The organism is Pseudoalteromonas citrea, assembly GCF_000238375.3.
GTDB lineage: Bacteria > Pseudomonadota > Gammaproteobacteria > Enterobacterales > Alteromonadaceae > Pseudoalteromonas > Pseudoalteromonas citrea.
The window spans coordinates 20,267-42,852 of sequence record NZ_AHBZ03000023.1 but is presented as its reverse complement, the minus strand read 5'-3'; the positions used below and the strand labels follow the sequence as shown (position 1 = coordinate 42,852).

The window sequence follows — 22,586 nt, the reverse complement described above, 5'->3', positions numbered from 1 at the left end:
TGTAATTTACACGGGCTTTTTTCTTCACTTTTAAATCACACGAGAAAAACGGGTGTTTTGTAGTTGGTTTTGTAAATAAACATCAAAGCACATACAGATAATGCGAATGAACAAGTTACCTTTATTGGTAATGATAATCTGAGATCTAGACAGTATTACTAACCCATCATCAATTAAGGGTTGTAAGCTTTTGAGCTCCCGATCGAAATACTCAAAAAAATGAATTGAGTGGGTCGTTTCAATGTCTGTAATGTTCAACGAAAAATGGCAAATAAGCTGTTTGATAATATCGGCTCTGAGTACATCATCTGTATTGAGTGTCATGCCTTTGGTCAGTGCACAGCCTGCTTCAGAGACCGCCTGATAATACCTTTTTAGTTCCTTATGGTTTTGTAATACGGCATTACCTATTTGTGAAATAGACGACACCCCCAAGCCGAGTAAATCACATTCCCCATGTGTTGTGTAACCCTGAAAATTTCGATGTAATTTGCCTTCTCGCTGAGCGATGGCGAGTTCATCGGTTTGTTTGGCAAAATGATCCATACCAATGAATTGATACTCTGCTTCAGTCATTTGCAACAGCGTATTTTTAAACATGTCTAACTTTTGTTGGGGGGTTGGCATGTCTGATTCATTGAGTTTACGCTGTGCGGCAAATCGTTCGGGTAAATGTGCGTAATTAAAAACAGACACGCGATCAGGACTGAGAGCAATAAGCTGTTTAATACTCTTAGCAAAGCTGTCTGGAGTTTGGTGAGGTAAGCCATAGATCATATCGGTATTAATTGATTTGAACCCTAGCTCACGCGCTTGACGCACTAAGGCGATCACATCATCCATATGTTGCGGACGATTAACCGCTGTTTGTACTTTGTCATTAAAGTCTTGAATACCAAAAGAGACTCTGTTGAATTTAAGCCTGTGCAACGTCGTTAGCATGTTATCGGGTAAAGAACGCGGGTCTATCTCAATACCGCGCTGAGCGTCTTCTTGAAAGTTAAAATGTTGTTCTAATATCGAGATCAGCCGTGTCATTTGTATAGCAGTTAAAAATGTCGGTGTTCCCCCCCCAAGATGCAGTTGCTCTATTTTATACGCTTTAAAAAGGGGGGCTTGCGATTGAACTTCTTTTTCTAAGTGATCTAGATAGACATCGGCTTTTGATTGATGGCGGGTGACGATTTTATTACAACCACAGTAGTAACAGAGTTGGTGGCAAAAGGGGATATGAATATATAGCGACAGTGAACGGCTGGTTGAGTGCTCAATTGCAGCGGCCAAATCGCTTGGTTGGTATCCACTCTTTAACGATAACGCAGTAGGGTAAGAGGTATATCTTGGCCCTGATACATTATATTTGCTGATCAGGGTATCATCCCAGGTTGGTAAGCTCATCACGACGACTCTCACTATTACGATAAATGTATAGTGTAAAAGGGAAGCGGATGCTGCGTGTTGATCTAACGCAAATCAACACATGCCAAAATTGGCATGTGTTGAAGAGTGAAGGCTAATATCAGAGCTTAAATTGATTTACAGTGCTGTTTAATGCACGTGCCAAATCATTCAAATCTTTTGCTTCATCAGCTAACGTGTGAGCATGATGGGCGGTACTATTTACTAAATCATTGATGGCACTTAAGCTACTGTTGATATCTTCAGCAACGACGGTTTGCTGCTCTGTCGAGGTGGCAATTTGATGGCTTTGATCTTGTACGGTCGTGACTGATCCAGCAATATCTTGCAATGAGTCTAGTACACCTTGAGTTTGTGATACAGACCCTTCAGCTTGTTGTTGACCCTGCTGCATCATCGTAGATGCTTGCTGGGCTATTTGCTGTAACTTTGAAATCATTTTTTGAATATCGTCGGTTGACTCCTGCGTACGACTTGCCAAAGAGCGAACTTCGTCTGCAACTACCGCAAATCCACGACCTTGTTCACCGGCTCTCGCTGCTTCAATTGCCGCATTAAGTGCTAGCAGGTTAGTTTGCTCTGCAATGCTATTGATCACATCGATAACGGCACCGATATTACTGGTTTCTTGCTCAAGCCCGGCCACAACCTTTGCCGCTTCACCAATGTGGCTGGCAAGGTTAGTCATATCAGCTTGTGCTTGTGTTGAGCGGGTAGTGCCGTCATTGGTCATACGTTGCACAAGCTCTGCCGCTTGGTTCGTTTCTTGCGCATTACGTGATATTTCAGTGACGGTGGCGGCCATTTGGGTCACGGCTGCACTCACACTATCGACTTGTTCTTTTTCTTGTTGAATTTCATGATTGGTACTAGATGAAACCGCACTGAGTTGTTCTGAGGCATTGCCCAGCTGTGATGCTTGTGCTGCGGTGTCTAGCATCATCGCACGCAATTTATCAATGAAGGTGTTCATATGCTCAGCTAATTGGCCCACTTCATCTTTACTGGTGATATTGATGCGACGTGTTAAGTCACCATCTCCTGAGGCTATCTCGCGCATCGTTTCAGTTAAAGTAGTGATGGGTTTAGTAATAAGTTGAGTCGCCCACAAAATCATTAAAACAATGATGAAGATTATCACAATGACCGAAATGGTGGTGGTCATCACCGCCTCTTCGACGGGGGCTTCAATAAGGCTCACCGGGATCATGATCCCAACATGCCAATCAAGAATGGGGCTATCTAATTGCACACTATTAAAAATTACGTAGTATTCATTTCCCTTAAATGTGACATACGCTGTGCCTGCTGTATTACTTTTTATTGCGCTGTTAAGTGCTTTAAATCCTGAGGTGTTGCTGAATTGACTTTCTAAACCATCAAGCCCTTCTTTACCATTCGGGCCTTCATCGGTAATAGATAAGTTATGCCCAGTCTGCTCCGATAAATGAACTACTTTTAAGTCACTGTCTAATAAAAAACCATACCCTTGGTTATTAAATCGGATATCTTCTACTAAGGCATTGACGTTGGCCATTTGTAAATCAATACCTGCAATACCAATTAATTTTCGTTGGTCATTATAAATTGGTTCTTTGATCACCGCAGATACATCACCCGTGTTGGCATCCACAGAAACAGGACTAACATGTAGTCCACCCATTTTCATCGCCTCTGGCCACCAACCACGCTTATAAGCGTAATACTCGCGGCCGTCTGAAAAGCGAGAGGTCCGCTCGTTTTCTTTAAAATATTCTCCAGTGATGGCGGAGGCAAAGAAGGTTGATAAAATATTGTCATCGTTTAATGTCAGATTTACGAAGTCTTTATTGACCTCAAGGTAACCAGGTTGAGTTTCAAGCTCACTTTCTCTTTGGTCATATTGGCTGAAGAAATTTACCAAGCTGGTGTTATTAGCAAAGGTGGTGACCAATTTCCCATACTGCGCAAAAAACGCCTCCATAGAGAGCTTTTCTGAATACAGATGGCTTTGGGCCTCTCGTTCAATACTATTGCGTGATAAAGAAGCGATATGGTTAACAAAGTAACTTGAGGCGATGATAAGTAAAACGGAGATGGTGCCGCCGATAAGCAAGAGGATCTTCTTCCTCAAAGATAAGTTTTCAAGCATGACATATTCTTTTTATTAGGATTGAGCAAAGCTTAATCAAACCATAACTCCGCGCGCTTTACCACTTTTTAGGCACAGATAACAAATAATAGCGCGGATGATATGTCAGTATTTATTGTGAAAGTAAGTGTGATAGATAATGGAGTGAAGATTTAAATATAAAAAACATCCTGTGGCGGGCAGGGTGAGATCATGAGGTTTCATTAAGGCGCGATTTGTGATCAAATACTCAATAAGTCAGTTAGAGTATTTCCATGTTATCAAAAATTAGAAGAACATTTTTCCGTCATTCTCGACAATAGAAAGCAGTATAAGGTTCACTACCCACTATTTGATGTCATTCTCACCGTAATTGTTGGTGTCATATGTGGAGCCGATGGTTGGGAAGCCATTGATGAAGTCGGCAAAAGCAAACTGGCTTTGCTAAATGAAGTATGGTTATTTTCACTTCGGTATTCTGGTTCACGACACCATAGCTCGCGTTATATCGGCCATAGAGCTGGAGCAATTTTAAGATTGTTTTATCCAATGGATGAAGTCAGCCGAAGTGTCGAGCTTAGGTGAAATTATTGCTATTAATGGCAAAACCGTGCGACGCAGTTTTGATAAACGTTCAAAACAGGCTGCGATCCATATGGTAAGTGCTTTTGCAGCGGAAAACCGTGTGGTATTAGGTCAAATAAAGACATCCGATAAATCGAATGAGATAACCGCAGTTCCTGATTTACCCTCAAAGTTAGATATAAAAGGAGCGGTGGTCACCATTGATGCAATGGGCTGCCAAAAAGCAATAGCACCTTATCATTAAAAAAATGATAAGGTGCTCCCGAAGTCTATCCGCTTCCATTGGAGCGTGGAAAACGAAATACATTGGGTTCTTGATGTGAGCTTTAGGGAAGATGATAGTCGTATTCGAAGAGGTAATACCGCGGGAAACATGACGGCGGTTCGCCATATTACGCTCACTATGTTGCGTAAGGAACAGGCATGTAAAAAGGGCATTAAAGCTAAACGATTTAAAGCTGCACTCAATACTGATTATGCAGAAAAAGTACTACTGACGGTTTTTAAAACATTTATGCGGTTGCCTTGCTTCTTGGGCTTTATTTTGTGAGGCTTGTTGATACAAAGTTAGGTTGTTATCAACGTCAAATACACTGATCACATTGAGCACGTTAAACACATTGTCTTTCCAACAACCTCGAAGTATTTTTCATCAATTACAATGTGTGGTTTTTTTTCACGATGAGAGTTAATCTAATAGTGCTTTGAGAAAAGCGTCGGTATCTAAGGTGCAGATTATGTTAGCAATGCAGTGACGTTTTGGAATACTATGCTCAAAGGAACGATGCAGCTTTAGTCAATCAAATTGCAGCTCAAAAAACTCTTGAATTGACTTCTAACCGTCAGCGCCACTGAGCACTGCGTTTAAAGTTAAAAGCAAGACGTAGACAAGAGTATGTTTGATATTAACATCGGTTCTAGGATCTTCAATCCACTCTAAATGTGTAATAATGCTCATTGTAGTGAGCTCAAAATTGCCATGCTCAATCTAATCATAAAACACCAATACTCGTCAATTTAAAGTTCGTTCCCGCCCTGTATGAGAGGTTTTCATTAAATTCAATTGCCGCGATTTTAGCATTAAATCGCATTTGAGGGGGAAGGATATTGAAGCTTTAAACTTCGCAGCATGGGCGCTGCAATCCAAGTTCAGTGAGAAGAAAAAGTAACACGTCGGGACGATTAATATACAGGTTCTTTCAACGGCTTATGTTTAGGTCATAACCTAGTACTTTTTGTTGAAGTTGAAAAAAATGATTGATAAAGTCTTCGGGAAAGGAATGCTCCTCTTTAGGAAAAGGAAATTTAACTTTGAAAGTTAATAAAAATAATGAAAGAAGCTCGGCGCAAACGCGTTTCGATAATGCCATCCTATGCCTGTCATTAATCGGTAAGTTTCATAGAAAGTCCATAAGTATAAATGATATTCGTCATGAATTTGTGATTAGTGCTGATAATGATGATGAATTTTCTGACATTCAGATCCTGAGGGCTGCTCGCTCAGTTGGATATAAAGCTAAGTTTAAAGTTGTTAAGTTAGAAAATATTAATGAAGATTTGCTTCCGGTCATGGCTGAAACCCAGGATGGTCAATTTTTTGTTATCGCTAAAATCACCTCAGAAGGGATTTTGGTGCAGAACAGTGATCTCCAGCAACCGCCAAAAGAGCTCACACATACCCAATTTATTGCTGAATTTAAACCCAGAATTCTGATGTTGACAGCACGTTCCAGGCAAGGCAGAAGTCAGGTTAAGTTTGGCTTTAAATGGTTTTTACCAGCACTGGCCAGATATAAAGTGTATTTTACAGACGTGCTGCTAGCTTCGTTCTTTATTCAATTGCTGGCGTTGGCTTCACCTATTTTTTTCCAGGTCGCAATAGATAAAGTCATGGTGCACAAAGGCATGACTACGCTCGATGTACTGGCCGTCGGCTTTTTCTTTGTGATCACGTTTGAAGTAATACTGACTGGCTTACGTTCATATTTGTTCAGCCATACGACTAACCGTGTCGATGTGAGTCTGGGTAGTGAGCTTTACCAGCATATGTTGTCTTTACCGCTGGCTTACTTCAAGTCACGTCGGGTTGGAGACACTGTGGCCCGCATAAAAGAGCTGGATACCATCCGGGAGTTTATGACCGGATCTGCTCTTACTGTGGTCCTGGACATGTTTTTTACTGTGGTCTTTTTTGCCATCATGTTTTATTACGCGCCGGGTTTGACATGGATTGTAGTTGCCAGCCTGCCTTGTTACTTTGTGATTGCCTTGCTGATGGGGCCAAGTCTCAGAACCCGGCTGGAGGCCAAATTTCAGCGTAGTGCAGAGAATCACTCGTTTTTGGTTGAATCTGTCAATGGTATCGAAACCATCAAATCTCTGGCGGTTGAACCTCAGCTCAGGCAGCGCTGGGATGAAAAATTGGCAAATTATGTTCGGGTCTCATTTCAGGCGTTTCAGCTTAATAATATTTATGGTCAGTTGTCCGGGTATGTAACAAAAGTAACTGGGTTATTGATCCTGTATTTCGGTGCCATTGCTGTTACCAGTGGCGTGCTTACCATTGGTCAGTTTATTGCATTTAATATTCTCGCACAGCGTGTTGCTGCGCCCATCATGCGATTTGCAAATTTATGGCAGGACTTTCAGCAGGCTAAAATATCTTTGGCTCGTTTGGGAGACGTGCTGAATACACCCACCGAAACACAGGGATCAAATAATATGATGCTGCCAAAACTACGTGGCGAGGTGCGATTTGAAGATGTTGAGTTTCGTTATGCACCAAACAGACCGCCGGTTTTGAATAACATAAACCTGACCATTAAAGCGGGCGAGGTGATTGGTATTGTGGGACGCTCCGGATCTGGAAAAAGCTCATTAACCCGATTGATCCAGCGGTTGTATTTACCCCATCAGGGACGTGTGTTTATCGACGGAATTGATATTAGCTTATTACCACCGGCCTGGTTAAGGACCCGAATTGGCGTCGTGTTGCAGGAAAACTTTTTGTTTAATGCCTCCGTGCGCGACAATATTGCACTGAGCGATCCGTCGATGCCATTGGAACGAGTAATCGAAGCGGCCCGAATGGCTGGTGCCGAAGAGTTTATCTTACAACTACCAGAAGCGTATGACACCCAGATAGGTGAACAAGGCGGCATGCTTTCAGGGGGCCAGCGGCAGCGCCTGGCAATTGCGAGGGCATTGGTGAACGATCCACCCATCCTTATTTTTGACGAAGCGACCAGTGCATTGGACTATGAATCCGAGCAGATCATCGCAAACAATATGGCACGCATTGCCCAAAATCGCACCGTCTTTATTATCGCACACCGTCTGAGCGCTGTACAAAATGCCGATCGTATTTTGGTTATTGATAAAGGAGAGGTCGTTGAGCAGGGGAGTCATTTTGAATTGCTCAGGTTGGGCGGACATTATGCCCGTTTGTCACATATTCAGCATCGGGGACAAGTGCAGTACGCTTCTCTGGAGCCGGAGGTGACGCCATGAGCCGCAAGCAGGATGCTCGGTTATATGAATTCTTGGCTCCCGCGCTTGAGATCGAGGCAGCTCCGCCGCCTCAAGGTGCGCGGGCCATTGTGTGGACTTTATTGGTGTGCATAATCATCGCAATTGCTTGGGCCTACATTGGCCGGGTAGACATTGTTGCTGTGGCACAGGGCCAGCTGATCCCGAAGCAAAAGGTCAAAGTGATCCAGCCACTGGAAACGTCGGTGGTGCGGGGGATCCATGTGCATGAAGGGCAGCGGGTTGAGCAAGGCCAGCTACTGGTGTCTTTTGACCCGGCTATTACCGAGTCAAATTTTCAGCGTATCAGATTGTCAACACAAGACTTTTCTCAGCAGATCCGGCGCAAACAGCTTCTCATTGCGCGTCTTAATCAGGTTAAGCTCCCGAGCACCGGACCGCTTAACCCTGCACAGCAGGCGCTGTTGGAAGCAGAACTGGCCGAGTATCGTAGTGAACGGGCTTCGCTGTCATCGCAATTGCTCAGGTTTGAAGCCGAACTGGCTGGCGCGCGGGCGAAGCTCACTCAACTGGACAAGGTGTTGCCTTTGGTTGAGGAACGAGCGCAAGCGCTGGAGCAGCTACAAGTTAACAAACTGGTTTCGCGAGAAGAGTATCTTGAAATTAAACAAACGGCGATTCACAACCGTGAACAGCGTCATATTGAGCTAGCAACCATAGACACCTTGCAGGCCACCATAAAAGCAACACAGCAGGAGCAGGAAACATTAAAAGCGGCCTTAATTCGCACAGCTCAGGCCGAGCTCAACCAGCTGGAGCAGGAATTAGTGAATGCGCAGCAAGAACTGGCAAAGTCGCAGTTTTTGTTAAACCAAAATAAGCTGTATGCACCTGTTTCCGGCACTGTGGAGGCGCTGGCACTGAGTACACTCGGTGAAGTGGTGACCCCAGCTCAACAATTACTGACCATAGTACCGGCAGAAGATGAACTGATAGTAGAAGCACGGTTATTAAATAAAGACATTGGCTTTACTTACCAGGGACAGATTGTTGAGGTGAAAATCGACAGCTTTCCGTTTACCCGTTACGGGATCATCGAAGGTGAAGTACTCGACGTGTCTACAGATGCGGTAGAAGATGAGCAACTCGGCCTGTATTTTCCTGTCAAAGTAGCGATTAATCAACAAACTATCCAAGTCGATGGCCGCGTTGTGCCGCTTAGTGCAGGTATGAGTGTGTCTGCTGAAGTAAAAACTGGTCAGCGTAGGATCATCGAATTTCTGTTATCGCCCGTTGTACAGCACCTAGACGAAGGTGCCCGTGAGCGTTAAGGCACAACACTTAACTTAAATAAGGAAACATTATGTCTGGTTTCACTAAACTGGCTGTACTCAGCAGTACCTTGTTGCTACTGACCCCTTGCGTCTGGGCGGTAGGCGCGGATTGTAAAAAACCGACGTCTGAGCTGGATAAACGAATATGCCAGTCAGCAACTTTGACAGCAGCCAATGAAGCGTTGAATGTGGCGTTTCATAACCAGCGAGCCTGGCTCTGTCAGGATGCTGAGATTCTGCGTCGTGAAGATGATTGGGATTGTATGGCCGCCAAAGAAGACTTTTTTGCTGAGCAGCGACAGTGGGATAAATCCGTGCTGGCACAATGCAAGACAGACGACTGTTTCACACGCGTTTATAAGGCTCGGATATCCCAGATCAATGGTCAGGACACGCCGCTGCCCAACTTCAGACTGACGACTTACGGCTGGGGCGATAAAGAATGTCAGGCTTACCTTAAGGTGCTTAACCGCACGCCCAGAGAAGAGTTTCGGGGCTGTAAACTCCCCGACCTGAGCGGTTCTGGATTCAAAACTCTACCCTTTAAAGCGGTTGAGGGAGAGGTGCTTAAGCAGCTGGATAAGCAAATAGCGCAGCTTAACCATAAAGAGCAAACCAACTGGCAGGCGCAACTGAAAAAATATCAAAGTGGTTATATAAAGATGGAAATGGCTTATTTAGATATTGATGGGGACGGAAATAAGGAGCGGTTGGTCAGGTATTCCAGGCCAGATATATTTTGTGAGGGGGTTGGTTATGGCGAGGATGTGGATAATAAATTAAAAAGGTGGCGTGAGCTGGGCCAGGAAGTGGTTTTTAAAAAAGCTTTAGAGCACGGTTATCATAGAGATTATTATACTGTTGGTGATGACGGTAAATTAAAGTCTGTTGGAAAAAGAAGTAAGAACAGGTTGGCTTTTTTTGAAGATAAAGTGTTTAGTTTTACAAAGAACGGGGTCGTAGCCACATTAAAGCACGCTGATTTGGGGGCTAAGATATATGTTGAAATGGATTATATAAAATCAATTGATAAAGGTCGTGCAGAAGAGAGTTGGTGTGGTTTTTGGTATAACTACTAGTTTTTATTTAATCGCGAAAGGAGTGTGAGTTTTGTCTGGTGAAAACAATATTTTTGACTTTATATCAGAGCATGAGGGTGTTAGGAAAAATATCTATTTTGATCATAAAGGGATACCAACAATTGGTATCGGTTACAACCTTAGAAATGAAGATGTGCTTATACAAGTGCTGGATAAGCTGGGTTATAGCAATGATAATATAGGAAAAAATAACTATAGCTTATTTAAAGGTGAAATTAAAAAGGTCATCGATAAAGCAAAATGGAACAAAAGCACGCTCGATGCCAACACCAAAAAAATCAACGATATCTTAAATAAATACAAAGATAAAATTACAGACCCTGAATTAAAGGCCAAAGCGAAGGATACCTTTAGTTTTAGTGAGTTTGGTGATGACACTGCGGCCAAAGAGGCCATGAAGCCTATTTTCGAAACGGCTATTCAGGGTTATGAAAATCAAATAATTAACACCTTGGCGAGCCGCCAGAAAATCAGTCGCGCTGACGCCAAAGCTCACTGGGATGGGCTGAGTGAGTCGCAGCGTACCACAGTGTTATCTTTGGCCTTTAATGGCGGTACCAGGGCAATGGTAGGCAAAAACCTGTCGGCTGCGATTGTCAGCGGTAACATTCATAATGCTTTTTTTGAAGTGCTGTTTGGCAGTAATAGATCCAAGGACTTCAACGATGATGGCAGGGTCGATGGCAGGTCATATGGGTTGCAGGAGCGCCGCTTTGCGGAAGCATTCAAAGTGCTGGAATCAATGACACTGGCGCAAAAAAAACAATTGTACGCGTTGCTCAGTGAGCAAAAGGGCAAGATTAATGACTATCTCAATAATGTTGTCGATGTCAATAACAAGGGTGAGCACCGTCTGCTGGCGGACGATCGTAAAACAGCCATGTTCGCCAAATTTAATAACCTGGTTAAAGAGCTGAAAACCGAGCTGGATGCGGCCGAATTTCCGGTCGGTGAGTTTGAATGTAAAATTGACACGACCTTTCCAACAGAACCTTATCTTATTTATATGGGGCAGGATATTCACCCCAGCGATCAGCTCTGGGTGAATCCGGATGGCTCTATTACCAAAGGCGGCTACAAAGACCCGGCTACCAATTTACTTCCTCCCGGTGTTGAGCTGATAAACACTCACACCGGTGAATTTGTGGACTATTCGACGTTAGTGCTGCGAGATGTGATCACGGGTAAGCTGACTCACCCTGATGGTACTCCTTATGTGCCATACAGACCCGGAACAGGTAGTGGCAATAATAACAACAACGACGATGATGATGATGATGATGGTTCAGGCAATAAAAAGAAACCTAAGTATAAACCTAAACCACCGCCGCCACCGCCACGAGTCCCCAGAGACCCGCTTGCAGTGGACTTAGATGGTGATGGTATAGAAACCAAATCATTAGAAAATGGGGTGCACTTTGACCTGGACAACAGTGGTTTTGCAGAGAAAGTCAGTTGGCTGGCACCCGACGATGGTTTTTTATTTCTCGACCGAAATCAGGATGGGATTGTAAATGGCGGTGGCGAACTTTTCGGCACTGAGACCACGTTAGCCAATGGCGAGCTCGCCAGAGATGGTTACGAGGCATTGGCTGAGTTGGATAGCAACGAAGATGGCATTATTGATGCGCAAGATACGCAGTTTGCAGCACTTAAAGTATGGCAGGACCTTAACAGCGATGGGGTCAGCTCTGAAAGCGAACTGTTCTCCCTTGCACAGCTGAATATTACAGCGCTATCACTGCGCACGTCCGGCGGGACTGGTATGGATCCCAATGGGGTCGATCACCGTGGTGCCGGGTATTATACCCGCGCCGATGGTAGTCAGGGGTTGACTGAAAGTCTCTGGTTTGAGCGGGATACAATAAATACCATCCCTGTCGAGATCCATCAGAGTAAAGATAAAAGCATCCCACCTGAGTTGATGTTGCTGCCCGATGCGGACGGCTATGGCAATATGGCATCACTACGATACGCTATGCTGCTCGAAGAAGGCGACCAGTTAAAGACTCTGGTGCGGGCGTTTGCCGAGGAAAGAGATCCAGTTGCTCAGCATAATATTTTGATGGATATTATCTGGCAGTGGGCAGGTATCCCTGCGGACGCGCCGAGCGAAGGGGTGGAATCTGGCTATGTTCAATTTCTTGAAAAGCTTTGGGGTGAGGAAATCACATCATGGACTTTAAACAGGCTAGGTGACAGGGTCAAGGCCGCGTTCGATGAAATGGTGGAGGGGTTCTACTTTCAGATGTTGTCAACCTCTACTTTAGCGCCCTACCTTGGCTTTTTATATGATGATGCGGTAGACCTTGTAGAATCTGCCTCGCAGCTGGTTACTGATATAGAGCAAGGGCTGGTACATGGAGACTACTTGTTCAGATATATTGATATTTTGGATCATTACTCAGAGCCCGGCGAGTCGATGCTGATTGAAATATACTCTTTGGTTACAGATGAGCTGCGCATTTTACTACTCGACCCGCAAAAACGACTAGAGCTGGCAAATGGTGATTTTGCTAAGTTGCTGGCTATTGTTGATAGTTCTTTGAGCGAACTTGAGCTTTTCCCGGAAGTTGCACTATTACAAAGTAATGGAAAAACGGACCAAGAAGTCTTTGAACACATATTTCCTCGCATTCAAGACGAAGTGAATGCTGCGGTGCGTGACCCACACAAACGTGCAGCCTTGTCTGAACTAAGTTTTGTGCGACATGCTGCGCAGTCCTATGGGCGTATATTGAATGGAACGAGTGGTCACAACCTTTTAATGGGAGATGAGAAAGACAATCGAATCTATGGCGGTATGGGAAATGATATACTCCTTGGTGGCAAAGAAGCTGACAGTCTGTACGGCGGCGCAGACAACGATGTCTTATTTGGCGGAGCTGGAAATGATGTGCTAAGTGGCGGTTTTGGCAATGACGAATTGCAAGGAGAGTCAGGCAATGATCAGCTAGATGGCGGTGCAGGTGAAGATATACTGCAAGGCGGGCAAGGCAATGATATTTTAACTGGTGGTGCCGATAACGATACTTACCTGTGGGATCTGGGAGATGGCAATGACATCATCATCAATGATAACTCGCGATATAGGTCAGATGCACACGATAAAATCGAGTTTGGTCCGGGTGTCACAAAAGAGCAGGTTTATATCTCGCGTCAAAATAAGGATGTCATACTGACAATCTCGCCCAGTGGCGAGACCATTACCATTCGCGGCTACCTTACCAGTCAGCGACAGCAAATTGATGTATTTGAATTTCACGATGGCACTGAGATGACTGCTTCAGAGGTAAAGGATCAGTTGTTAACGGTAAATGGCGACGCGCAGAACGATATGCTGGAAGGTAACTACAATGAGCATGACATACTGTATGGCCATGCAGGTGATGACCAGCTTAGTGGTAAGTCAGGGAATGACGATTTATACGGTGGGACTGGTCAGGATATTTTACACGGTGACCATGGTCATGATGAACTGTTTGGTGATGAAGGCAATGATACGCTCAACGGAGGCTCCGGCGATGATACTTTGTTTGGTGGTGCCGGTGATGACAATCTGGAAGGTAGCAGCGGCGACGACTTTATCTCGGGTGATGCGGGTAACGATACATTAAAAGACACATCGGGTGATAATGTCTTCTACTTCGAGCAAGGGTGGGGACAAGACAAGTTACTAGCACCATCAGAGAGTTTTGAGACCTACCTTGATGAGGGTGGCAATCTCATCAATGCTGATTGGCGTTATGATCCACACAATATCATTTCATTTGGCTACGGCATATCGTTCAGCGACATGGTGTTTAAGCGTGTTGATGACTCCTTGTTGATTGAACATGGTCAGGACTCATTGCTGGTCGAAAGTTTCTTTGCGTCTAAGACGGAATTCGGTGTTATGCGCATCACAGCACATATTGACGAGATTCATTTTGATAATGGTGAAGTAATTTCCTATGAACAGATCAAGGCCAACATATTCGCATCAACGGCATCTGATGATGTGATCATCGGGTTTACTCAGCCGGACCTTATAGATGGTGGAGCAGGGGACGATACCATCCAGGGCCTGCAAGGCAGTGACCATCTGAAAGGCGGGCTTGGACACGATCAGGTTGAAGGTGGCGAAGGCCGGGATACACTATACGGCGGAGGAGGCAATGACACTCTTAATGGAGGAGAGGGTATTGACAGGCTGTTTGGCGGCTATGATAACGATACGCTGGATGGTGGAAAGGATGATGACTCCCTAGTCGGAGGGGAAGGTCAGGATAATCTGATTGGCGGTTCCGGCAATGATCGACTAGACGGTGGATATGATGACGACATATTACAAGGCGGATATGGTGAAGATACATACCTGTTTTCCAAATTCTGGGGGCAGGACGTTATTGAAGAGTCCGGCTCACAAAACGATCGCATTGTGTTTGAAGATGGTATCACCCAGGCTGATGTACGATTTGTCAGAGATCACAACGATCTGACTATTGTTGCTAACGAAGATGGTAGTCAGATATATCTCGGTGACTATTTCTGGGGCGATGGCAGGAGCTATAAAGCCGTTGAAGTAATTGAATTTTCTGACGGTCAGGAATTGACCTACGAAGACCTATTTGAGTTGATGAATACGGCCACTGAAGGTGACGACCAGCTATACGGTAAAGAGCAGTCTGCTGTTGAGATCTATGGCCTGGGTGGTAATGATACCATTATTTCTTACGGTCAGGTTTACTCTAAATTCTACGGTGGTGTAGGTAACGACCTCATTGAGGGCAATGGTTATTTGGACGGTGGTACCGGTAACGATGAACTGAGGGCTGGCTTTTTTGATGATAATCACCTGGCAGGCGGAGAAGGAGATGATAAATTAATAGCTTATTTCCACGACTTTTATCGGGTATCGGGCACCTTTGAGGGTGGTAGAGGCAATGACGAAATCTCTGGCAGCCTGGGGAATGATACTTACATCTTCAACAAAGGAGATGGTCAGGACACCATCACCGAGTGGGAACCACGCATGTTTAGCCCGCAACATGAAGCCTCGCACGATGTGCTCCAGTTTGGTGACGGGATCCGCAAAGAAGATTTAGTGTTTCGTCAGGTCCACACAGATCTGGTGATTGAAATTGCCGGTGATAGCGACAAGATCACAGTAAAAAACTGGTTCATGGGCACTGAGTACTACAAAGTAAACGAGCTGCAATTTAAAGATGGAACAGTGCTCAGCATTGCTGATATTGAACAAAGCATCACAACGGACTCTGGTGGGAACGATGGTGATAACACAGATGATAACAGCAGTGCCTCTGTGACCAACCCAGGAGGTACACAGGATGTACTAACGGGCAGTGATGGCGATGATGTGCTCAGCGGTGGCGCTGGCTCGGATGATCTGATTGGCGGGGCGGGTAACGACTTGCTATTGGGTGGCAGAGGGGATGACTACTACTTCTACGACAGTGGTCAGGACGTGATCCGTGACAGTGAGGGCGCTGACACTGTGATGTTCAGAAATGGGATTACCTTTTCGGATGTCGCATCAGGCCTTACACGATCCGGTGATGATCTGGTGTTACGAGTACAGGATAGCAATGAGAACACCCTGACGATAGAAGGCTTTTTTGCCAGTGGCCACAACATGATTGAAGCATTCCAGTTTGAAACCGGCGGGATGTTCAATGCGCAACAAATTTATGGCGCCTTTGGCTTGCCATTACCTGACCCTGAAGCGCCAGCCGCAGTAATCAGTTATGGTACCGCAGGCAGCGATACCTTGAATGGTACAGACAATGATGAGGTCATTGAAGGAATGTCGGGTGATGACACTGTGTCTGGTGGGAAAGGCAATGACGTGCTGATTGGTGGCCGTGGTCATGACCGCTACCTGTATAGGGCTGGCGATGGCCAAGACGTCATTGACAACACCCATGGTGGCGATGATGTAATCGAGCTACAAGGGGTTAGTTTTTCAGATGTAGCAAGCGGTCTGCAAAAGTCGGGCGATAACCTGGTGCTGAATATCGGCTCTGGCGGTGACAAGCTAACGGTCAAAAACTGGTTCCTTGGCGGTGACTTTGTAGTAGAGCAAATTCAGGTGTCGGATGGTTCGAATATTTCTGCGGATCAGATCTTCTCTGCATTTGGCATTGCAAACCCCAGTAGGCAGCGCTCAGCTCAGTACGATAACTTGCCTGATGAAGCGCAGTATGAGTCACGCTTCGCAGGAGCGGCTAACAATGACACTTTATTGGGCAGCTCAAGTGCAGATATGATCGATGGTAAGCAAGGTGACGACTGGATCATGTCAGGTGGCGGAAATGACTACCTGATCGGCGGTGCTGGTGACGATACTTATGTGATCGGTACTCAGGCAGGGCATGTGTTGATCAATAACTTTGATGAGTCTACATCCCGCTCAGAGACTTTGAAATTTGAATCTGCCCACTCTACAGACGTTCAGTTTAGACAATCTGATTCAGATCTGGTCATCGAGTTGTCCGCGACAAGCAGTGTGATTGTTCTTAACTATTTTGCCGAAACGTCGCAAGACGCATACCAACTGGAGCGTCTTCAGTTTGCCGATTCTGTGGTACTAACACCTCAGGATGTGGCTGGCAGGTTGCTTAAAGTAAGCGAACAAAGTGCAGTACAGAGTAGTTTTGAGCGTTTAATGCAGGCAGCACATGCTTCGGATATGTCTGATGATGGAGCAGAGCTTGGCAGCTCAGTTTTGTTAGACAAAGTATTGGTTGCAAGTCAGCTTTTATGACCCTGTAACATACTTTGTGTAACCGCCAGTTTTAAATAATACCTTTTAATCGGTCTTCGTACTCGATCATAAATCGATTCAAGGCCGGTTTCCAATTTCTTATCGGCGTCATCCATTTTTTTCGATACTGATCAATGGTTAAGTAACCCCCCCCTTTTTTAGCTGAATAGTCATGTGGAAACAGTTTACGTTTCTTGGTGGCTTTGCGGATAACCGAGTTGACTGATTCAACGGCGTGAGTTGTGTAAATTGCATCAGGGAAACCTTTAAGTCCATCAACACAGGCGATAAGTATATCTTTTGGGCCACGGTTTTGAAGTTCGGTAAGCATGTTCAATCAGAACTTAGCGCCTTCGCTCTCTGATATCAACATACTGAGGGTGAGATCATGAGGTTTCATTAAGCCGCGATTTGTGATCAAATACTCAATAAGTCAGTTGGAGTATTTCCATGTTATCTAAAATTAGAAGAACACTTCTCCGTCATTCCCGGCAATAAAAATTCGCTATCCACTATTAGATGTCATTCTTACCACAATTATTGGTGTCATATGTGGATCCGATGGTTGGGAAGCCATTGATGAAGTAAGCAAAAGCAAACTGGCTTTGCTAAAGAAGTATGGTTATTTTCACTTCGGTATTCCGGTTCTCGACACCAAAGCTCGCGTTATATCGGCCATAGAGCTGGAGCAATTTCAAGATTGTTTTATCCAATGGATTAAGTCAGCCGAAGTGTCGAGCTTAGGTGAAATTATTGCTATTAATGGCAAAACCGTGCGACGCAGTTTTGATAAACGTTCAAAACAGGCTGCGATCCATATGGTAAGTGCTTTTGCAGCGGAAAACCGTGTGGTATTAGGTCAAATAAAGACATCCGATAAATCGAATGAGATAACCGAAGTTCCTGATTTACCCTCAAAGTTAGATATAAAAGGAGCGGTGGTCACCATTGATGCAATGGGCTGCCAAAAAGCAATAGCGGCAAACATCATTAAAAAAGAAGCCGATTACGTATTAGCACTAAAAGGTAATCAAGGGCGTTTACATACAGCAATAAAAGATTTTTTTGATATCGGCAGAGAAGAAAAATTTAAAGGGTCAGCCATCAGTATCACGAAGAAGCGAATAAAGGGTATGGTCGAATAGAACAGCGCAGCTATCGGTTTACCGAAGAACTAAGTAGCCTAGAAGACTTAACATCTGTTTGGCCAGGTTTGAAAAGCATTGGCATAGTTGAGTCGACGCGTCATATTGGCGAGAAAATCACGACTGGGCGCCGTTTTTATTTTTTGTCGTTATAAGGCGCTCCCGACGTCTATCCGCTGCCATTGGAGCATGGAAAACGAATTACATTGGGTTCTTGATGTGAGCTTTAGGGAAGGTAAAAGCCGTATTCGAAGAGGTAACGCCGTAGAATACATGACGACAGTTCGCCATATTACGCTCACTATGTTGCGTAAGGAGCAGGCATGCAAAAGGGCATTAAAGCTAAACGATTTAAAACCGCACTCGATACTGATTATACAGAAAAAGTACTACTGGCGGTTTTTAAAACATTTATACGGTTGCCCTACTGTTGCGGGTATTCTTTAAAAACTTATAATTTAATTAGCTGCGTGGTCCAGCTAGTTTAATGGCGTCAGACACGTCATATTTTGTAAAGTTCTCTTGGAAGTCTGCTGCAAGCTTCGCGGCATATTCAGCATACTTTGCTTTGTCTTCCCAGGTATTGATTGGGTTAAGCAAGTTGGAATCTACACCCGGAACCGCCACAGGCACGTCTAGGTTAAGTGATTCGATATGCGTAGTTTCAACGCCGGCCAAAGTACCAGATACAATTGCATCAATGACAGCGCGCGTTGTTGGAATATCAAAGCGTTTGCCTATGCCGTACGGGCCACCAGTCCAACCAGTATTAACTAAGTATACCTTTGCGTCGAACTCACGTACACGCTTCATAAGTAGTTCTGCATATACGCCAGCAGGACGTGGGAAGAAAGGTGCGCCGAAACAAGTCGAGAAAGTCGATTCAATATCAGACGTTGAACCAATCTCAGTTGACCCCACCTTTGCGGTATAACCACTTAAGAAGTGGTATGCAGCTGCTTCTTCAGATAAAACAGAAACTGGTGGTAAAACACCACTCACGTCACAGGTTAAGAATACCACAGCTTTTGGCTCACCAGCACGGTTTTCAACTTTACGCTTTTCAACATGCTCAAGCGGGTAAGCTGCACGGGTGTTTTGCGTTAAGCTGGTATCATTGAAATCAGGTGTACGATTCTCATCTAACACAACGTTTTCTAAGATGGTGCCAAATTTAATTGCGTTCCAAATTACCGGCTCATTCTTCTGAGATAAGTCGATACATTTTGCGTAACAACCACCTTCGATATTAAATACGCTGCCTGGTGCCCAGCCATGCTCATCATCACCGATTAAGAAGCGAGTTGGATCCGCTGATAATGTTGTTTTACCCGTACCAGATAAACCGAAGAACAATGCAGTATCACCTGCTTCACCCACGTTGGCACTACAGTGCATTGGTAGAACGCCTTTTGCAGGAAGCAAGAAGTTCTGTACAGAGAACATCGACTTCTTCATTTCACCTGCGTAGTGCATGCCAGCAAGTAACACTTTGCGTTCTGCGAAGTTAATGATCACAGTGCCATCGCTATTTGTGCCGTCGCGCTCAGGATCACAAACAAATGAGGGCACATTCATAACTTGCCATTGTGGTAAGTCAGCGCTGTTATATTTTTTAGGTTCAATAAACATGTTTTTTGCGAAAATGTGGTGCCACGCAGTTTCAGTGGTAACCACAACTGGTAAATAGTGCTCAGGATCAGCACCCACTTCAAGGTGAGAGACGAAGTGGTCACCGCTTTGCACATGTGCTTCAACACGTGTCCAAAGAGCATCAAATTTATCAGCATCGAATGGGCGGTTTACCTTACCCCATTGGATATCATTTTCAGTGCTTTGCTCTTTAACGATAAAACGGTCATTTGGAGAGCGTCCTGTGCGACGGCCTGTTTTTGCAACGAATGCTCCGTTTGCTGCCAAAGTTCCTTCGCCGCGAGAGATGGCGAGTTCGACAAGTTCAGCTGCAGTTAAATCGACAAAACGAGTAGCGCTTGAAGTCATGTTATTACCTAAAATGTGAGAATTGAACGGGATAGCTCTGAGTTCTTACTAACCTTAAGCTGAAATTATAGTAACAGATGATATTCAGATATTCGAGCCTTTGTAGGCCCTGAAATCACATTAATTTGGCAAAAAACTTGAATAATTTCAATGATACCGGTGTCATTGAAATTCATAATTAAATGACACCGGTATCATTTTTTAAACATAAAAAAGCCGTCATTTTGACGGCTTGGTATTCAATTTAGGTGCAACCACATATTTAGTTAAAAATATTGCGAATATCTTGTTCATTGAAGCGGTAATCTGTCAGACAGTAGTGGCAACTAATGATCACTTCGCCTTGCGCTTGTACATCTTCTAATAATGCCTCTTGACCAACATTGACTAATGCGGCGATGGTTTTGTCACGGCTACAGCCACAAACAAAGTTGATTTCTTGAGGCTCAAACAATTGTGGATTATCTTCATGATATAGACGAGTCAACACCGTCTGTGCGTCTAGTTCTAATAGCTCTTCATCTTTTACCGTATGGCTTAACGCTTCTAAGTGGGTAAAATCCTGCTGAGACTTTTCTTTGTTAACAGGTAGAACCTGCAAAAATAGACCTGCGGCTTTCACATTATCGGTATCAGTTTGGGTCGCAAACCATAGTCGAGTGGTGAGCTGTTCTGATTGTGTAAAATAGTCTTCAATACATTCTGCTAATGTGTCTTTAGTCAGCGGAACTATGCCTTGGTAACGTTCGCCTTTAACCGGTGTAATTGTGATGACCATATGGCCATGACCAATTAAATCGGAGATGCGGCTGCCCGTTACTTCACTTTGCATGCGTGCAATGCCACGCATATTTTGTTGGTGGTCACCATTAATGACAGCATATTTTACCGGGCCATCGCCTTGCAGTTGCACAGCAATGTCTCCTTCAAACTTTAGCGTTGCAGTCAGTAAACTGGTGGCAACTAACAACTCCCCCAATAATTGCTTCACGGGCTCGGGGTAGTCATGACCTGCGACAATGTCGTTAAAGGTCTGTGAAATTTGGACAAGTTCGCCGCGAACATCAAGTTCGTCAAAAATATAGCGATGTAGTAAATCGGGTTGCATTGATTAAATCCTAGCTTGATTTCAGTTTTAACAGTTCGCGTCTTTGCTTTTTATCCGGTTTGTTAACAGGATGTGGTGCAAAAAAACTATTATTTTTTCTTGCGATGGCATTTTCTTCGCGTTTGCGGATACTCGATTCCGACTCTAGGTACGCCGTATGGGCTATTGGCGCGGCTTGGCGCTTGTCAAAAAGCACTAAAATAGTCACTTCTTTTTCATCGAAGCCCTGTGCAAGCTTTACCGTAGCGCCTACCTCAGTGATTTTACTGGGTTTACAGCGCTGGCCGTTATAGTGTACTTTACCCCCCTGTATCATTTCACGTGCGAGCGCTCTTGTTTTATAAAACCGAGTGGCCCAAAGCCATTTGTCGAGTCTGACTCCCACATTTTTTTCGTCTGATACAGGTGAATTTTTAGTCACAATTTATTAACCATGTAGAGTGTGAATTTATAGTCGAAATCTAACATATTTTGACATTGAACAAAAGTTTGCAAGGAAGACCTTACTATAGGTTTGAACTGCATTATTGAGTGTGTATTCTGAGTAACTTAAAGTGTCATATTTGGGCGCTTGTTGAATTTTTGCTTAAAGGGTACACTGGGCTGCTACCGTAGAATAAGAAAAAGTCGCATATGGAATTACAACTACAACAGTTACAGAAAGCTTTATTGGCATTACCTCACGCTAAGTTGAGCCGAGCAGTCGTGCTGCTAGTTGTTATGTATATTGCTTATCTATTATCACAAATGTTCTGGTTGTTATGGCCTCAGCCAGTTAATCAGCCACTTCCGAGTCAATCGTCTGTTTATGCAGCAGGCAGTAAGACGATAAATACTCAAACAATTATAGGTCAGCATTTGTTTGGCCGAGCTGATGCCAAAGCACAAGTAAAGCCAGAGCCAATAATCTCTGACGCACCTGAGACAACGTTAAATGTGAGATTGACCGGTATTGTTGCGGTGAGTTTAGATGATGGCGCAGGCTTAGCGATTATTGAATCCCAAGGTCGACAATCAACTTATGAAGTGAAAGAAGCGATTCAAGGCACACGTGCCAAATTATCTCGAGTATTACCCGATCGCGTTATTTTAGATGTCAGTGGCCGATTTGAAACATTGATGTTAGACGGCATAGAGTATTCGAAAAATGTGGCAATGCCAGTCGCATCAAAAGCAAATAAGGCTCCCTCTAGCAATAGAAAAATAAGTGAACGTGCTACGTCACAGTTAGCAGATCGTCGTGATGAATTATTGAAAGAACCTGGAAAATTATTTGATTATATAAGAATTTCTCGGGCGATGAAGGATGGCAAGCTCATAGGATATCGATTAAGCCCAGGCAAAGACCCTGAACTTTTTCGTGAAATGGGGCTCAAAAATAATGACTTAGCGGTTTCAATAAACGGCTATCAACTCACGGATATGAAACAGGCTATGTCTGCTATGAATGAGCTACGGAATAGCTCAGATGCAAGCATAACAGTTGAACGAGATGGGCAAACTATGTCGGTGCAATTTAGCCTGTAAAG

The 22,586-nt window shown here is 44.3% G+C and carries 12 protein-coding genes and 2 pseudogenes; 8 read left to right on the top strand and 6 right to left on the bottom strand.

The annotated features are described in order from the left end of the window. Positions 1–30 precede the first annotated feature (30 nt). Positions 31–1,401, bottom strand: a complete 1,371-nt coding sequence (gene hemN, locus PCIT_RS16450; protein ID WP_040698095.1) for an oxygen-independent coproporphyrinogen III oxidase — start codon at positions 1,399–1,401, stop codon at positions 31–33. 118 nt (positions 1,402–1,519) lie between these two features. Next, positions 1,520–3,550, bottom strand: coding sequence for a methyl-accepting chemotaxis protein (locus PCIT_RS16445; protein ID WP_040698094.1), 2,031 nt, complete (start codon positions 3,548–3,550; stop codon positions 1,520–1,522). Between the two features lie 225 nt (positions 3,551–3,775). On the opposite strand from PCIT_RS16445, the pseudogene PCIT_RS16440 reads away from it, so the two are divergent. From PCIT_RS16440 to PCIT_RS16420, 5 genes and pseudogenes are all read left to right on the top strand, one after another. Then, positions 3,776–4,664: pseudogene (locus tag PCIT_RS16440) on the top strand (ISAs1 family transposase). Positions 4,665–5,425: 761 nt separating this feature from the next. Then, complete coding sequence (locus tag PCIT_RS16435; protein ID WP_010365453.1) at positions 5,426–7,624, top strand: type I secretion system permease/ATPase; 2,199 nt, start codon at positions 5,426–5,428, stop codon at positions 7,622–7,624. Continuing rightward, complete coding sequence (locus PCIT_RS16430; RefSeq protein ID WP_010365451.1) at positions 7,621–8,934, top strand: HlyD family type I secretion periplasmic adaptor subunit; 1,314 nt, start codon at positions 7,621–7,623, stop codon at positions 8,932–8,934. The genes PCIT_RS16435 and PCIT_RS16430 overlap by 4 nt, the downstream gene beginning before the upstream one ends. Before the next feature lie 32 nt (positions 8,935–8,966). Beyond that, the gene (locus tag PCIT_RS16425; RefSeq protein ID WP_010365449.1) at positions 8,967–10,016 is read left to right on the top strand and encodes a lysozyme inhibitor LprI family protein; all 1,050 of its coding nucleotides are present in this window, start codon (positions 8,967–8,969) and stop codon (positions 10,014–10,016) included. 31 nt (positions 10,017–10,047) lie between these two features. Continuing rightward, entirely contained in the window at positions 10,048–16,803 is a 6,756-nt protein-coding gene (locus tag PCIT_RS16420; RefSeq protein ID WP_010365448.1) for a calcium-binding protein, read from the top strand. A gap of 31 nt (positions 16,804–16,834) precedes the next feature. Here the strand turns inward: PCIT_RS16420 and PCIT_RS16415 are convergent. Beyond that, positions 16,835–17,182, bottom strand: a pseudogene (locus PCIT_RS16415) (transposase); the annotation flags it as partial. Positions 17,183–17,297: 115 nt separating this feature from the next. Here PCIT_RS16415 and PCIT_RS16410 point away from each other — a divergent pair. Both PCIT_RS16410 and PCIT_RS16405 read left to right on the top strand, forming a co-directional pair. Then, complete coding sequence (locus PCIT_RS16410) at positions 17,298–17,948, top strand: ISAs1 family transposase (RefSeq protein ID WP_192992825.1); 651 nt, start codon at positions 17,298–17,300, stop codon at positions 17,946–17,948. 189 nt (positions 17,949–18,137) lie between these two features. Continuing rightward, complete coding sequence (locus tag PCIT_RS16405; protein ID WP_010365443.1) at positions 18,138–18,395, top strand: DDE transposase family protein; 258 nt, start codon at positions 18,138–18,140, stop codon at positions 18,393–18,395. Positions 18,396–18,410: 15 nt separating this feature from the next. Here PCIT_RS16405 and PCIT_RS16400 read toward each other — a convergent pair whose 3' ends face one another. The 3 genes from PCIT_RS16400 to hslR all read right to left on the bottom strand — a co-directional run bounded on the left by PCIT_RS16400 (position 18,411) and on the right by hslR (position 21,478). Beyond that, complete coding sequence (locus PCIT_RS16400) at positions 18,411–19,949, bottom strand: phosphoenolpyruvate carboxykinase (protein ID WP_010365441.1); 1,539 nt, start codon at positions 19,947–19,949, stop codon at positions 18,411–18,413. Positions 19,950–20,211: 262 nt separating this feature from the next. After that, positions 20,212–21,057 carry an Hsp33 family molecular chaperone HslO gene (hslO, locus tag PCIT_RS16395; RefSeq protein ID WP_010365439.1) on the bottom strand — a complete coding sequence of 282 codons (846 nt, stop codon included), beginning with the start codon at positions 21,055–21,057 and terminating at the stop codon, positions 20,212–20,214. A 10-nt stretch (positions 21,058–21,067) separates the two neighbouring features. Continuing rightward, positions 21,068–21,478, bottom strand: coding sequence for a ribosome-associated heat shock protein Hsp15 (gene hslR / locus PCIT_RS16390; RefSeq protein WP_010365438.1), 411 nt, complete (start codon positions 21,476–21,478; stop codon positions 21,068–21,070). 212 nt (positions 21,479–21,690) lie between these two features. Here hslR and gspC point away from each other — a divergent pair, with 212 nt between their 5' ends. Continuing rightward, positions 21,691–22,584, top strand: coding sequence for a type II secretion system protein GspC (gspC, locus tag PCIT_RS16385; RefSeq protein WP_010365436.1), 894 nt, complete (start codon positions 21,691–21,693; stop codon positions 22,582–22,584). The last annotated feature ends 2 nt before the right edge of the window (positions 22,585–22,586 follow it).